The organism is Streptomyces sp. NPDC048637 (genome assembly GCF_040650675.1).
Taxonomy (GTDB): Bacteria; Actinomycetota; Actinomycetes; order Streptomycetales; family Streptomycetaceae; genus Streptomyces.
Genome location: NZ_JBEZHQ010000008.1, coordinates 157,310 through 170,933, shown reverse-complemented (window position 1 = coordinate 170,933; position 13,624 = coordinate 157,310). Strand labels below are relative to the sequence as shown.

15 protein-coding genes are annotated in these 13,624 nt (G+C 66.6%); 11 read left to right on the top strand and 4 right to left on the bottom strand.

The window, feature by feature from the left end:
* Positions 1-70: 70 nt before the first annotated feature.
* The gene (locus tag AB0C46_RS14000; RefSeq protein WP_362828052.1) at positions 71-613 is read left to right on the top strand and encodes a hypothetical protein; all 543 of its coding nucleotides are present in this window, start codon (positions 71-73) and stop codon (positions 611-613) included.
* A gap of 157 nt (positions 614-770) precedes the next feature.
* Here the strand turns inward: AB0C46_RS14000 and AB0C46_RS13995 are convergent, their stop codons facing one another.
* Entirely contained in the window at positions 771-1,397 is a 627-nt protein-coding gene (locus AB0C46_RS13995; protein ID WP_362828051.1) for a hypothetical protein, read from the bottom strand.
* 208 nt (positions 1,398-1,605) lie between these two features.
* Positions 1,606-2,079 carry a hypothetical protein gene (locus tag AB0C46_RS13990; RefSeq protein ID WP_362828050.1) on the bottom strand — a complete coding sequence of 158 codons (474 nt, stop codon included), beginning with the start codon at positions 2,077-2,079 and terminating at the stop codon, positions 1,606-1,608.
* A gap of 186 nt (positions 2,080-2,265) precedes the next feature.
* Between AB0C46_RS13990 and AB0C46_RS13985 the strand changes: the two genes are divergently transcribed.
* A complete protein-coding gene (locus AB0C46_RS13985) occupies positions 2,266-2,634 on the top strand; it encodes a hypothetical protein (protein WP_362828049.1) in 369 nt (122 codons plus the stop codon).
* Here AB0C46_RS13985 and AB0C46_RS13980 read toward each other — a convergent pair.
* Positions 2,628-3,086: a restriction endonuclease gene (locus tag AB0C46_RS13980; protein WP_362828138.1), complete on the bottom strand. Its 459-nt coding sequence runs from the start codon at positions 3,084-3,086 to the stop codon at positions 2,628-2,630. The two genes, AB0C46_RS13985 and AB0C46_RS13980, sit on opposite strands and share 7 nt — an antisense overlap.
* Positions 3,087-3,714: 628 nt before the next feature.
* Between AB0C46_RS13980 and AB0C46_RS13975 the strand changes: the two genes are divergently transcribed.
* The 9 genes from AB0C46_RS13975 (at position 3,715) to AB0C46_RS13935 (ending at position 12,833) form a co-directional block, all read left to right on the top strand.
* On the top strand, positions 3,715-4,431 hold the full coding sequence (locus tag AB0C46_RS13975; protein WP_362828048.1) for a hypothetical protein: 717 nt from the start codon (positions 3,715-3,717) through the stop codon (positions 4,429-4,431).
* Between the two features lie 27 nt (positions 4,432-4,458).
* Positions 4,459-5,226, top strand: a complete 768-nt coding sequence (locus AB0C46_RS13970; protein ID WP_362828047.1) for a hypothetical protein — start codon at positions 4,459-4,461, stop codon at positions 5,224-5,226.
* A gap of 212 nt (positions 5,227-5,438) precedes the next feature.
* Complete coding sequence (locus AB0C46_RS13965; RefSeq protein WP_362828046.1) at positions 5,439-7,232, top strand: TraM recognition domain-containing protein; 1,794 nt, start codon at positions 5,439-5,441, stop codon at positions 7,230-7,232.
* 105 nt (positions 7,233-7,337) lie between these two features.
* Positions 7,338-7,586: a hypothetical protein gene (locus tag AB0C46_RS13960; RefSeq protein ID WP_362828045.1), complete on the top strand. Its 249-nt coding sequence runs from the start codon at positions 7,338-7,340 to the stop codon at positions 7,584-7,586.
* The gene (locus AB0C46_RS13955) at positions 7,583-8,770 is read left to right on the top strand and encodes a DnaB-like helicase N-terminal domain-containing protein (protein ID WP_362828044.1); all 1,188 of its coding nucleotides are present in this window, start codon (positions 7,583-7,585) and stop codon (positions 8,768-8,770) included. Before AB0C46_RS13960 ends, AB0C46_RS13955 begins: the two co-directional genes overlap by 4 nt.
* Complete coding sequence (locus tag AB0C46_RS13950; protein ID WP_362828043.1) at positions 8,767-9,000, top strand: hypothetical protein; 234 nt, start codon at positions 8,767-8,769, stop codon at positions 8,998-9,000. The genes AB0C46_RS13955 and AB0C46_RS13950 overlap by 4 nt, the downstream gene beginning before the upstream one ends.
* A 151-nt stretch (positions 9,001-9,151) precedes the next feature.
* Entirely contained in the window at positions 9,152-9,928 is a 777-nt protein-coding gene (locus AB0C46_RS13945; RefSeq protein ID WP_362828042.1) for a class I SAM-dependent methyltransferase, read from the top strand.
* The gene (locus AB0C46_RS13940) at positions 9,925-12,576 is read left to right on the top strand and encodes an SUMF1/EgtB/PvdO family nonheme iron enzyme (RefSeq protein ID WP_362828041.1); all 2,652 of its coding nucleotides are present in this window, start codon (positions 9,925-9,927) and stop codon (positions 12,574-12,576) included. The genes AB0C46_RS13945 and AB0C46_RS13940 overlap by 4 nt, the downstream gene beginning before the upstream one ends.
* Positions 12,573-12,833 (top strand): hypothetical protein, encoded by a 261-nt coding sequence (locus tag AB0C46_RS13935; protein ID WP_362828040.1) that lies wholly within the window; start codon positions 12,573-12,575, stop codon positions 12,831-12,833. Before AB0C46_RS13940 ends, AB0C46_RS13935 begins: the two co-directional genes overlap by 4 nt.
* A gap of 218 nt (positions 12,834-13,051) precedes the next feature.
* Here AB0C46_RS13935 and AB0C46_RS13930 read toward each other — a convergent pair whose 3' ends face one another.
* Entirely contained in the window at positions 13,052-13,339 is a 288-nt protein-coding gene (locus AB0C46_RS13930) for a hypothetical protein (RefSeq protein ID WP_362828039.1), read from the bottom strand.
* Between the last annotated feature and the right edge of the window lie 285 nt (positions 13,340-13,624).

The window sequence follows — 13,624 nt, the reverse complement described above, 5'->3', positions numbered from 1 at the left end:
GTTCCAGAAACTTCCTTTTGTTAGGAGTCGTTACTGGCAATGCATTCACTCCACCGGCAGGATGATCTCCATGGATGTAGGAACCGCTTTGCTCATCTCTGCGGGGCTTGGCATCGCTGGCGCGTTGCTGGGTGCCGGCGGCGGAGGAGGAGTCACCGCGAAGACCATCAGGCGCCAGGTCAAAGACCAGGCTGATGTTGAGCAGCGGCATTGGCTACGGCAACAACGCCAAGATGCCTACGTGGAATTTCTGGCGGCCTGCGACACCGTTCTGGATACCCTCCGGTCCATCGCTACCCTGCGAGAGCATCCAGATTCAGAGGTCGATGTGGGGCTGCTTTGGGACGCTTATGACGAGGCATACAGAAAGGTGGTTCGGGTCTCGACATTCGTGAACATTTCCGGGCCGGATGACATGCGCCAAAGCGCTTTTAAGCTTCAGAGGTACTTCACCAAGCTGAGCGAGATTTATCGAGCTCCGCCCGACCTCGCGAACCTCTGGCCATGGAACGTGGCTTCCATTGTGTACCAAGTGCGACATAGGAAATTTGTCTCGGGGGCGCGGATTGTACTGACTAGTCCACCGACCAGGGAACGATTGCAAGGGGCCTGATCTCGACAGTAGACGCGGTGGACAGCACTGAAGTGGGTACTGACTGCTTGGTCGTTCGAAGCAGGATTCCGACTGCCTTCGTAACGTAACCGCCTTATGCGGCGTTGGAGCACGGGAACACTTCCCGGCACTTCTTTCTCTGGATTGAGCGGTTTGGTCAGTCGAATCGCCATCCCACCTCTAGCTCGGCTAGTTCGCTGGAGTCTGAATCCCACGTCTCATACAGCTCTTCCACCTCGGCAAGTTCGTCGTCAGTGGATGAATCCGCTGGCGTGTTCAGGGTGAGCCCGGCCCACGCGATGAAAGTGTTGTATCTGTCCCAGTACTCGACAAGGCAACTGTCGAAGCTGCGCGAGGTGCTGTCTGGCCGTTCGGAATCACGCAGGGTCTTAGACATCTCAGGGAAGAAGCCCTGAAGGCGGCTGGCCAATCTCTCCATTGCGTTTGGGCCCACGATCGGTACGGCGTACTCAGCCTGGAGCGAGCCACTATAGGCTTGGCTATAAGCGTCCCAAAGCGGCCCCGCATCGGCCTGTTGTCTTGGGGACTCGCTCAAGGCCGCGATGGATCGGAGGGTATCCAGAACGGTGTCGCAGGCTGACAGGAATTCCGTGTAGACGTCTCGCCGTTGTTGCCGTAGCCAATGCCGATGTTCAACATCAGCCTGGTCTTTGACCTGGCGCCTGATGGTCCTCGCGGTGACTCCGCTGCCTCCGACGGCACCCAGCAACGCGCCAGCGACGCCAAGCCCTGCAGAGATGACCATAGCGATCCCCTTGTCCATGGAGATCACCTTGCCCGTATGTTTATGCCTTGCGCGTCGCACCACGACCTCACCCTCAAGGCGATGACACTTTCAGCCTAAGGGCCCGGCTATCCCCGCTGTAGGTCTGGTGAATCCGCCCTACGCCGAAGCCTGGCATGTTGCACGGTCCGGTGACCACGGATCCCGCTGTCCACCGGACCGGATGGGGCGGCATAGTCCTGAGTTGTCACGTGCCCGCGATCTGGGCTTCCAAATCGGCGACGCGCCGGTCCTGGAAACGGAGGTTCGACCGTGCGGCCTTGAGCCGCTCGTCCAGAGTGCGGTTGTCGGCGGTGAGCTGACGGACCCATTGCTTGAGCGTGGAGTTCTCGGTGCTGATCCGCTGGATGGCATCCTCGGTCCACTCAGCCTGCAAGTCCCGAATCTGGCCGAGAAGTTCACCGATGCGGGTCAGCTGGGCGAGGATTTCGGCGTGGGTGGCCTTGGCGTCCTCCGGCCCGGCCGCCCACACAGGCCGCCCTAGGAAGCGGATGAACTCGAAGACCACAGAGCAGTCCGAGTTCAAGGTCGTGTCCTCGACACCCGCGCCCAGGCAGGCGAGCAGGTATTGGTCGACGATCTCCTGCTCGAAGTCCTCGAACTCTTGCGGCGTTTGCAGCTGACGCGGAGCGCCGAGCGACCGCACCACGGCCAGACTCATCCACACCTCCAGATCAGGAGACCCGAACGTGCATCGAGATTCCCAGCAACCCGTCAGGATTCCCGACGGAACGTCATCCTTTGCGCTCGATGGAGTGAACCCGAGCCGACCTCCACCTTGGCCTGACTTCGGGCTGTGCTACACGGCCCAACCCGCGGGACTTCAGGTATAGCAGCGGTCTTCGCCGTGCTTACGCCGCGGAGGGAGCCGAAGCCGTACTTCGGCTCCCTCCGCCCGAACGCGGACCGCGACTGGCACCCGATCGCGAAGCGCCTTTGGGACTCACTGAAACAGAGTGGTCAGGCCGACTTCTACCAACAGCCCGACTGGGCGCCGGCGTACTCGCTGTGCGAGGAACTCTCGTACTACAAGAAGGCCGGCAAGCGGAGCGGCCAGATGCTCCAGACCATCTACAGCGCGTTCGAGCGGTCCCTCGTCGCCGAGGGCGAGCGACGCCGTGTGCGCATCGAGCTGCACGAACCAGAGCCGGAGACCCAATCCGCGGCCGTGCTCGCCATCGCCGACCACAAGAAGGGCTTGGGCCTGACTCAGTAGTAGACGGGCGTGAGGACTTCCTCGCCCATGTCGTTGATGTCGATTTCCCATCCAGTCGGCTTTGGCCTGCGCCATACGTAGAGGTCGATCTGCGGATGGTTCGCGTGAGCGAGACGCCAGAACGCTGGCTCGGTGACGTCGCCGAAGACGCACAGGACGCCCCTGTCCACGGCGAGATCGTGCAGCTTGCCGATGAACTCCTCGACAGTGGCGATCCCAACAGACCGCTTATAGCGCTTGCACTCAAAGGCAATGGTGATCATTGATCCCGCCAGAGACCCGCGCGCAAGCACATCGACCTGTCGATCGATTCCGCTGAGACGCCCCTTCAAGCGCGCGTCGTGAGTGACTCGCGCCTTGGGGTCGAGGTCGGCCACATGCTTGGCCACCAGCTCCTCGAAGGCACGCCAGTTGACCTCGTCGTCGGCCGTTGGACTGCTCTCCAAGTACATGACACTCACGCTCTGACTGTATCGCGACTGGGGGTGGCCGGTGCCTCCAGCTCTCGCTCGCCCCGTCGAGCAAATCGACTCCCTGGAACCGACGTTGCTCGGCCCAACCTGGCAGAAGGCTGAGGACGGTTCGTGGCTCCTGCCTAAGCACACCCTCGGCTGGCAGATCGCCGGTTGGTGTGCGGAGGTATCCAAAGGCAGAGGACGGCGGGCCATGGCGCTTCAGGCGGGAGCAGCTCCGCCTCGTGCTCTGGTGATACGCGGTCGACGACACCGGCCGCTTCATCTACCGCAAGGGTGTCTTCCAGCGTCTCAAGGGCTGGGGCAAGGACCCGCGCTTGGCGGTTATTTCGCTCGAACGAGATGGCACCGGCCGAGCAGCCGCTGCGGAGCACCCCGAGGGGGCTGAGTCCGTCGGTTCAGGCCGAGGCCGCACGCGCCCGATCGCCGCTCGCCGCCCGGGAGAGAGCCGTGGCGACGGAGGAGTCCGCCGCGCGGCCGGTCGATCTGCATGGGCACGACCGTCGGCCTCGCTCGCGCTAGCGCATTTTTCCGGCATCACCAAACCCGTCTTTGGGCCGCATCCTCCTCGTCCGCACGGCCCCAACCTCTGTGAGGTGCACTTCTCGTGGCGGAAACACGTCCGCACATAACCGTCAGCCCCCACGACCAGTACGGCGTCGTGGCAGCTGCTTCGCACGAAAACCACGTCGCCGACCACATGCTGCGGCGGATCGGCTTTGAGCGGCTGCCAGGCAGCAACCTGTACGCCCTCACCGAGCCGAACCGCGACGCAACTCGCCGTGGACAACAGGCGGTCCAGTCCCTGCGGGCCGCGCAGTACACCGTCATGTCCGACGCCGCATACGACCTCAATCCCCACACCCAGCCCACCACTAACCGCAGCCTCCTCGGCCAGCTGGAGAATCGTTCCACCGTGATGGGTGCCAGGGTCGGGGAGGCGTCGTTCGCTTCCGCCCGCGCTCTCGATGCCGACATCCGGGCCGCCCGAATCGTGGTGCACGACCAGGCACGCGATCCCCAGGGAAATCTGTGGGCGGTCGGCACCGACGTACGTACCCACGAGGGCCTGCTGCTCCACGGCGAGGGCGATCTGCGGTACGTCGATTCCCGGCTGGAACACACCGGCCGCGCGTTCGACGTCTTCTACGAGATGCCCGGCAACGAGCGTCGTGACCCGAGGCTGTCGATGATGCAGCGCCGCGCTCAGGCCGCCACCGCCGTCTCCCCGGCACGCGCAGGTGCCGCACTGCCGCAGCAACCGGCCGTCGCCGCCGTATACCGCCCGGCTTCCGCCACCCGGCAGCCGGTCCGCGCCCGCTAACGCCGCTGCCTTGAAGGGGTCTTCTTGATGAATCTGCCCTACGAGCCCGACGTCGCCTTCGGAGTCCACCCCGATCTCGGTGTGGCCGCCGCCGCGGATGACCGGCCGTACCTGGACGAGGTCCTGCGCAAGCACCACTTCCGCTACAGCCAGGACCTGGACGTCTATCTCCTGCCGGAGGGTACCGGGCACATCACCGCGGTCCGGACAATGGCCGCCGCCACCCGCGAGTTCCAGGACGCCGGCCTCACCGTCGCCGCCGACCCTCGCATCATGCTGCCGTCGCCCGACCCCACACCTGATGACGTGGCCGCACGTACAACGCAGCCTGGTCAGTCGTTGACCGCGATGACCGGCGAGCTGCACGAGCTGCGTCGCTCGGCCGACGTCGCCGAAGTCCTGGAGCAGATCCTCGATGAGCACCACGGTCCCGTCGGCGATCTGGAGGAGTTCATCGACACCGCCGCCGCCTGGTGCGAGCGACTCGACACCCCCAACGGCCGGGAACTGGGCCAGCACCTGCGCACGATCGCGCACCATGTCGCCTTCCTCGGCGACCGGTTGGCCGACGCGCAGCTCGATCTGTCGGTCATGCCGGGCGTGACGCCGCAGGACGCCCCGCCTCTGGCGGACATGCCGCTCCCGGTTCGGCACAACGTCCCCTCTGTCACTCACACCGCCCGCTCCCGCGCAGCCGTGGCCTCCTCACCGAACCGCCCGACCGAACTCCCCGCGGCCTCCGAAGAAGCACCCCGCTCCACGGCCGCACCGAGCAGCCCCCGCCGTACGCGCTGACTGCGAGTCTGCCCTCACCGAGGTGTGAGCCGAGATCCGCAAGAACCGCTCCGACCACACCGGCCCAGCCGACCCTGCCGCCGGCACACAGACCGCCACGCCCCGCTAGCCGTAGCCCCCTCCCACACAACCCCCAGGAGCCCCGCAGTGATCACCAGAAGAACGCGCCGCCCCGTCCCCCCTCTCCGCGCCGCGCACCCCTGGAATTCGCCTTGCAATCTCCACGCACCACCACGCCCTCGACCACCACCGGCACCGACCTTCTCCTCTATCTACTGATCGCCCTCGCCGGGCTCGGTGTGGGGGGAGGCTCGCTGGCCTGGGTGTTCGGCAATCTCGCCAACGCCGTTGCCGGCGCCGACCCGTGGGCCGCCTACCAGCCGACCACGGCCCTCCTGCACCCGGAGCAGGTCTGGCCCCATCTCGCCCAGCCCGCCGTCATCACCGGCTGCTACGTCCTCCCCAGCCTCATCCTGCTGGCCGCCGCCGTCCTCGCCGCGAAAGTGTGGCTGCGCTTCCGCCACAACCCCTCGGGCCTTGCCGCCGCACGCGAGCTCGCCCCGCTGCTGCCCAAACAAGTAGCCGCCAAGGCCATCGACCTGCGCCCCAGCCTCAAGGGCAGCAAGCCCAAGGACGTCGCTCCCGAAGACCGCGGCGTGCTGCTGGGCACCCTCAAGCCCGGCAGGGCCGAGGTCCGCTCCTCCTGGGAGGACGTGATCCTCGCGATCATGGCGCCCCGGTCCGGCAAGACGTCATGTCTGGCGATCCCCGCGATCCTGCACGCCCCCGGCCCGGTCCTGCTGACCTCCAACAAGGCGGCGCGCGATGCCTACACCGCCACCCTCGACGCCCGAGCACAGGTGGGGAAGGTCTGGACGCTGGATCCGCAGCAGATCGCGCATGCGCCCCGGACCATGTGGTGGGACATCCTCGCCGACGCCCGGGACCTTGCCGGTGCCCGGCGGCTCGCCGGGCACTTCGTCACTGCTTCCGTGGACGAATCGAGCGCGGGGGACTTCTGGTCCACCGCCGCCGCCAACACCCTCACCGCGCTGTTCCTGGCCGCCGCCCGGGACGGCCGTCCGATCACCGACGTGCTGGCCTGGCTCGCCTCCCCCGCCGACCGCACCCCCATCGACCTCCTGCAGGACGCCGGCCTGGACGCCGTCGCCGCCCAGCTCCAGGGGACCGTGGCCGGCGCCGTCGAAACTCGCGACGGCATATTCGAGACCGCCCGCCAGTACGCCAGCTGTCTCCTCGACCCGACCATCGCCGCCTGGGTCACCCCGCCCAACGCCTTTGAGAAGGTTCGGAAGTTCAAGCCGAAGGACTTCGCGACCAGCAAGGACACCCTGTTCCTGCTGTCGAAGGATGGTGGCGGGTCTGCCTCGGCGATCATCGCCGCCGCAGCCGATGCCGTGATGCGCGATGCCGTCATCCAGGCCGAACGCGACGGCGGACGCCTCGATGCCCCGCTGCTGGCGATCCTGGACGAGGCGGCCAACGTCTGCAAGATCTCCGATCTGCCCGACCTGTACTCGCACCTCGGGTCCCGCGGTGTCATCCCGATGACGATCCTGCAGTCCTACCAGCAGGGCGTCCGCGTCTGGGGCCAGGCGGGCATGGACGCCCTGTTCTCCGCCGCCACGATCAAGCTGATCGGGTCCGGCATCGATGACGCGGACTTCGCCGACAAGCTCTCGCGCCTGGCCGGCGACCACGACGTACGCACGGTCTCCGTCTCCACCAGCGAGTCCGGCAAATCCACCTCGGTCTCCATGCGGCAGGAACGCGTCCTGCCGCCCGACGCGATCCGCGCCCTGCCCAAGGGCACGGCGTACCTGCTGGCCACCGGAATCCGGCCCACCCTCCTCGACCTCAAGCCCTGGTACAAGGAGCCCGACGCCGACCAGCTCAGCGCCGCCTCCGCCAAGGCCACCGCAGCCATCACCGACCGCGCCCTCGCCAAGCCTCTGCACCAGGACGACTTCGGGCCGGCGGCATGACCAGCCCCCGGCAACCCAGCATCCGGACGAGACCGACGGGGCGCCCGTCCCGCCCCGCACTGCGTCACCGATCCGCTTCCTGCTCCCCGTCTCCTGAGGTGCTCCATGCCCCAATCCGCGCCGTCCTGGACTTCCGTCCACCGGTCCGAGCGGCTTGCCGACACCCCCGCCGTACAGCACGACGGCCACTGGTGGCTCGTCTCCCCGGCCGGAACGATGCTCGCCTCGGACCCCGCCTTCAACGCCGAACTAAACTGCTTCGCAGTCGACATGGCCGCCTCCGACCGTGCCGTCGCCGAGTTGCACGCCGAACGCACGGCGGCAAGTGATCCCGTACGTGAGGCCCGGCGATGACTCCGCTCGTCCAGGCCGAGCAGGCGGTCCTGGGGGCGGCCTTCCTCGACCCCGGCCAGCTTGACCGTCTCTCGCCCTGGCTACGACCGGAGCATTTCTCCCGTCCCGTCCACACAGCTCTCTACGCCGCGATGCTCAAACTCCGGGCCGACGACCACCCAGCTGCGAAGGCGCAGGATGCGGGCCCCGTACCGATGTCGTGGATGACCGACACGGTCGCCGAGGCGAGCAAGCACACCCGGGGCCTGACCGCCTCCTACGCGCACTCCCTGGTGTCGGCCTGTCCGCGGCCGGAGCATGCGGTGGTCTACGGACGGATGGTGCTGGAGGGCGCCATCCACCGCAGTGTCGCCCAGCACGCCACACGACTGCACCAGGCAGCCCGCGCCGGCGCGATCCGCGGCGGCGTTGAGGATACGGTTCATCACGCCGAGGTCCTGTCAGACGTGCTGGCCGATCTCGCTCGCCGCTGGGGCGGCGAGCCCCGGCCCGTAGCACCCCCGGCGTCAGCTCCGCCCCCTCTAACTCATCCACAGCCAGTGGATGAACAGCTCCTGGCCGATGAGGAGTTCCTCCTCGGCTGCCTCAGCGCGCGTCCCCAGAAGCTGGACGAGGTCGTGGGCTGGCTCCACCCCAGCGATTTCGCCGACGCCGGCCATCAGCAGATCTACCGGTCCCTGGGAGCGCTGCACCATCGCGGCGAGCCCATCGACCAGCTGACCGTGCTGTGGGAGACCCAACGCCGCGGTGCCCTGGCCGACCGAACCCTCGATACCGAACGCGTGCTGCGGATTTGCGACCCCTCGGCGTTCGCAGGGTCGGCGGAGTACGTCGGCGAGCAGGTCGTCAAAGCCTCCCTCGTGCGGACAGCAGCAGCATCGGCCCGGCAGGTGCGCGAGCTGGCCGACGACGAGTCGCTGGCACCGGCGCGGCTGATCGGCCACGCCCTACACGCACTTGGGCCGCTGGTTGAAGTCCGGCACCGCTGGCGCACCGTCACTGGGGCCGAGCCCAAACCACCCCACGTCGACCACCAGCAGGGCTCCACTCCCTCAGCCGCTCGCATCGACGCTGCCCTGTCCCGCAGCCGCCCGCATCGCACCGCTGCACCCCCAGTCATGGCGCCAACCACCGCTTCGCCTCCCTCTGCCCGTGACCGTCACCACCGCCGGAGTCCGTCATGAAGGACCACACTGGCCGCGCCGGCCTGGAAAAGGACGAGCTTTATGCCGTTGCCCGCGAGTTCGACGAGGTGCGCTCCAAGATCACCGTTCCAGGCGCACCGAGCCGTCTTCCCGGTCTCGCGACTGCGTCCAAGCAGCCCGCCACGCTGACGGGATTGATTGGGACATCGCGCGATCCTCCCCTCCTGAGGGGAGCAGTCGCCCGCAGTCCCCCCGAGCATCGTTGCTGACCCTGGGATCGCCGTCACGTCGCCACTCGGCCAGGCCATCGATCGTCGCCTCCATGCTCTGGCTGAAACTGTGGCTGATCGGTTCCATGAAGTTACGGGAGGAGTAGCCTGACGGCGGGCCAGCAGAGCCGTATACCCGGGCGGGGGGACTGTGGAGCGGCGGGATGTTCAGGGACATTACGAGCGGCTTGCTGCCGAGTACGACGAGCATTGGGTGTATGAGCCGCACCACATCACCTGGATGTCTGCACGCATAGCCGAGACCCTGCGTCTCTCTTCCGCTGACCGCATCGCCGACATCGGCTGTGGCACAGGGATGTTCGCACGCGAGGTGGCTCGGATCGTCAACCCGGAGCATGCCATCCTCTGCGTGGACCCGTCAGTGGCGATGCTGCGCCAGATCGGTACCCCACCACCCGCTGGCCTGACGCCGATCGTAGCCTCGGCGGAAGACATCGCTGCGGGACGTTCCCAATTACCGTACGGGCAACTGGATGCCATCTGGTTGAAGGAGTCGGTGCATCACGTCGCCGATCCCGCCGCCACCTTGTATGGCCTGGCGGCTCGGCTTGCTCCCGGCGGTCGTTTACTCGTGATCATGCTTCCGACCAGCATCGAGTACCCGCTGTTCCAGGCAGCACTTGATCACTTCGCAGAGCTCCAGCCCGACCCCGCTCTCATTGTCGGCCACCTACGCGAGGCCGGATTGCAGACCCACCTTCGTCACGTCGAGTACGAGTTGCGCCTCGATCGAGAGAAGTACGTCGGGATGGTGCGGGCCCGCTACATGTCGATGCTCTCCACGTTCACTGACAGCGAGATCGAGAAGGGAATCGATGAGATGAGAGCCGCGCATCCGGAGCCGGTGCTCGCCTTTCCCGACTGCTTCGCCTTCTTACTGGGCGTGAAACCGGAGGAAGGGCGATGAGCATGGTGGTGGACGAACGACTGCAACGGCTCCGCAGCGAACTCGACGACCACTCCCGTGTCGCCGACCGCCTCGGTCTCGATCTCGAACGTCCCTTGCGCAGCCTCAATGACGGCTATCCCGAGAACGCGATCTCCCTCGTCGGCAAGCTGACGGAGAAGCTGCTCAAGGAGCTGTGGCGGCACCATGGCATCGAGGGCGACCCATCGGGCCGCGCCCTTAATGACCTGGTCAAGCGGTGTCAGCCGCATATCCGCAGCAGTACCGTCCTGAACGCGCTGGATGACATCCGTCGTCTGCGCAATCGGTCCACGCACGACGGCTACGACATCTCCGATGAGGACGGCCTGCTGGCGGTACGCCGACTCGTCGACGTCCTGGTCTGGTTCACGAGTACCAGTAGCTCTGCCTTGCTGGGCGGAGAGCCGCACATGGCTCCCGAGGTCGCCCGTCGCTGCGAGTTCCTCGCCGGGCTGTACATCACCCTCGGCTACCGTCAGGCCAAGCGATTCGTCCTGACCTCCGACACGGTCTACCAGCTCTTCTGCCGTGAATCAGGCATGCGCCTGGAGTACGTAGAGCTGATGGTCTCGCAGGACGTGGACGATCTGCGCGCCGTGCTCACCTCCAACGGCGGTGAACTGCTGCGCACCCGTCTGCCCAAACTGACCCGATTCGTCATCCTCGACGAGGCCGGTGAGGACGAGGAGTTGCCCGGCCCCGTCCGCGAACTGCTCGGTCGCGACTACCGGCTGGTGCGCTACGACAGCTTCATCGACAGGCACGTCGACATTGCCGCCCACCTGGCCGACGTGACCTCCGTGGACTGTGCCGAACCACGCAGGGCTGTCACCGCCACTGTGCTGTCCACCGATGCCCGCACGGGAGAGTCCCTCATCCAGACAGCCGAGGACGCAGCCGTCCTCCTCGGCCGCCTTGCCCGTGGCCAAGCCAACGTTCTGATCACCGGTCGTCCCGGCAGCGGCAAAAGCACGTTGCTCCAAACACTGGCCGCGGACCCCGATGCACGGCGGTTTCGCTTCTACTTCGACCTGAGTCTCAAAGCGAGGGACGAGACCTTCCCCGAATACGCCGCACGCCTGCTGTCCCCATGCATGACGGCGGACCGCTCCCGTGCGTACGACCTGTTCCTCTACCTGATCCGGTCCGGTTCTGCGTTGTGCGTCCTGGATGCGGTTGACGAGGGTGTGGACGAGGCCAGCCCCGCCGGCTTTCTGCGGCTCTTCGCGGATCTGGCCCCGGTGCTCTCCGCTGAGTCCACTGTGGTCATGAGCTCGCGGGTGTCATTCCTCGCCGACTCCCCCCAGGTCCGCCAGCTGTTGGACAGCGGAGCCGCCCGGTCCGAGCAGCTGGTTGAGCAGATGTACGCGAACGGAATCGACCCGGCCCGAGTACCGCACTTTCACCTCGTACGGCTCGCGGATCCCGAAGCCACATTGCTGGAAATGCGGCTGACCGCCCTCCTCCAACACGCCTCTCCGCAGCCTCTCGACGCGTTACTCGGCGCACACATCACGAAGACCCTCGCCGACCACGGTCAGGCCAATACCGAAGATCGCCTGCCCGCAGTCTTCGGAAGGGCGTTCCTCACCGATCAGACGGTCTTCTCCCTCGTCGACCTGCACCGCGACCTTGGCCCTGGTGCCTTCACCGACGGTCGTCTCGAACTCGACAGCTGCGTGCTCGCCCCCCTGTTGCGGCCGGCCGGTCCGGACCAAGTCGCCTTCGTCCATACCGCCTACCAGGAGCTGCTGGCTGCCCGATTCCTTGCCACCCCGAGCGGTCGCGAAGAGGTAGCAAAGCTGCCTGGAGATGCCTTCATCACCGAGCAGGTGAGAGCCTTCCTCGCCCGCATACCGGCGGTTGTTCCCTCCGACGATTGCGTCCTTCCCACTGGGGTACACCTCGTCGGGCCGGCTGAACGGCTTTTGTTACGCCGCGTGCGACACGCGGTCCGATTCGACCGCCACGCCGTCACGGTCGGCCGATACCGTCGCTTCCTCGACGCCTTGCGGCTCGACGGCACCTCGCCCTGGGACCACCCCGACCAGCCAGACAACGTCACCCACACCCCCTGGGCCGACCGGCTCCGCGAATCGGATTACTACCGCAATGCCCGCTACGACGACTACCCAGCCATCTGCGTCAGCTGGTGGAGCGCCTTCGCGTTCGCAGCTTTCGAGGGTAAGCGCCTTCCCACTGCGCTGGAATGGGAGGCCGCGGCTCGCGGCACGGACGGCCGGCTCTTTCCATGGGGTGACGCATCGGATGGCGCGCCGGTCAACTGCGCTGACACGTGGGTCGGTCATCCCGTGGTGACCTTCCACGCCTGGCAGCAGGAGTTCGCCCAAGAGGCACTTCGCAGAGCCTGGGTCACCCCGGTCGGCGAGAGGGCCGCGAACCGCTCGCCGTACGGCATCATCGACATGGCAGGGAACGTCTGGGAGTGGACCTCCACCAGCCTGGATGACGCGGGCGAAGCGGTCATCTGCGGTGGAAGCTACGACAATCCGCTGCGCGCCGTGCAAGCGAGCAGCAAGGGCATCTACCGGAAGCGTGGCTGCAGCAACGCTGTCGGTTTCCGTTGCGTACAGGACATCACCGACCCAGGGGCGGCCATCGCATGAGCGACGCGCGGCACGGCATCATCGTCGACCGTCGGCCAACCGGCGGAGGACAGACCGGAACGGTCGGCGCCTTCATCGTCCAGGACGAGGCGGACGGCCGCTACTACACCTTCGACTACACGCAGATCGTCACCGAGGGCTTCCGCACCATCCGCACTGGTGAACGCGTGCGGTTCCATGCGGCCGCAGACCGTCCCGGTGGCGCGGAGTTCGTGGTCAGGCTCGATCAGCCAGACCCTGCCGAGTACTACCGGTGACCGTTGACCTGGAGGCTGTCGCCGGGGCGCGACAGCTCCTCATGGTCGTGCTCCCGGTACGGTTGCTGCGCACTCCGGACTGGCCGGAGGGACCCTTCCCGTTCGAGCTCGGCAGCAGACGGACGGATGCGGCCACCCGTGCCACCTACTTCGCGCCCGCCTCCGCCAGAGTGCTGTACGGGTCGCCTGGGCGCCCCTGTCGTTGGTATCGGGCAATGTCACTCGGCCACGACGGGCTGCATCTGCAGGGCATGGAGCTGCTGCGTACGGCCACGGGACGCAGCCACGGACACGCTCTGGCGGTACTGCACTTCACCGTGGACAGACCGCTGCTTCCGGTGCTGCGAGCGATAGGCCACCGGCCCGATGCCGGCCCCGACCCACTCACCGGCCCGTTCGCGCCCCAGGAGCTCTTCGGACAGGTGGCCGAGGTCCGCGATAGCACCGACGAGTTCGCGATAGCCCGCCCGTACACCATCGCCCTCCTCACCCCAGAAGCCCGCCACACTCCCGCGCTTCGGTCTGAGCCCACGGCAGCACTCCCGCCTACCGCCGACCACTGGCTGTGGCAGCTGGCATCCCGTTCCACACCACGCGACTTTCCTCTCGCTCCGGAGACCGCCGCGGACGAATTCGATCAGGCTGTGCGCATCTCCGCCGACTGGAGTGCTCTGGTGCTGCGGCACAGCGCCGCATTCGTCGGTCATCGCGCCGACGCCGGTGAGGGCGACTTCTACGATTTCGGGGCCTTGCATGCCCGCACGGTCTACCTCGACGCACTGCTACTCGGC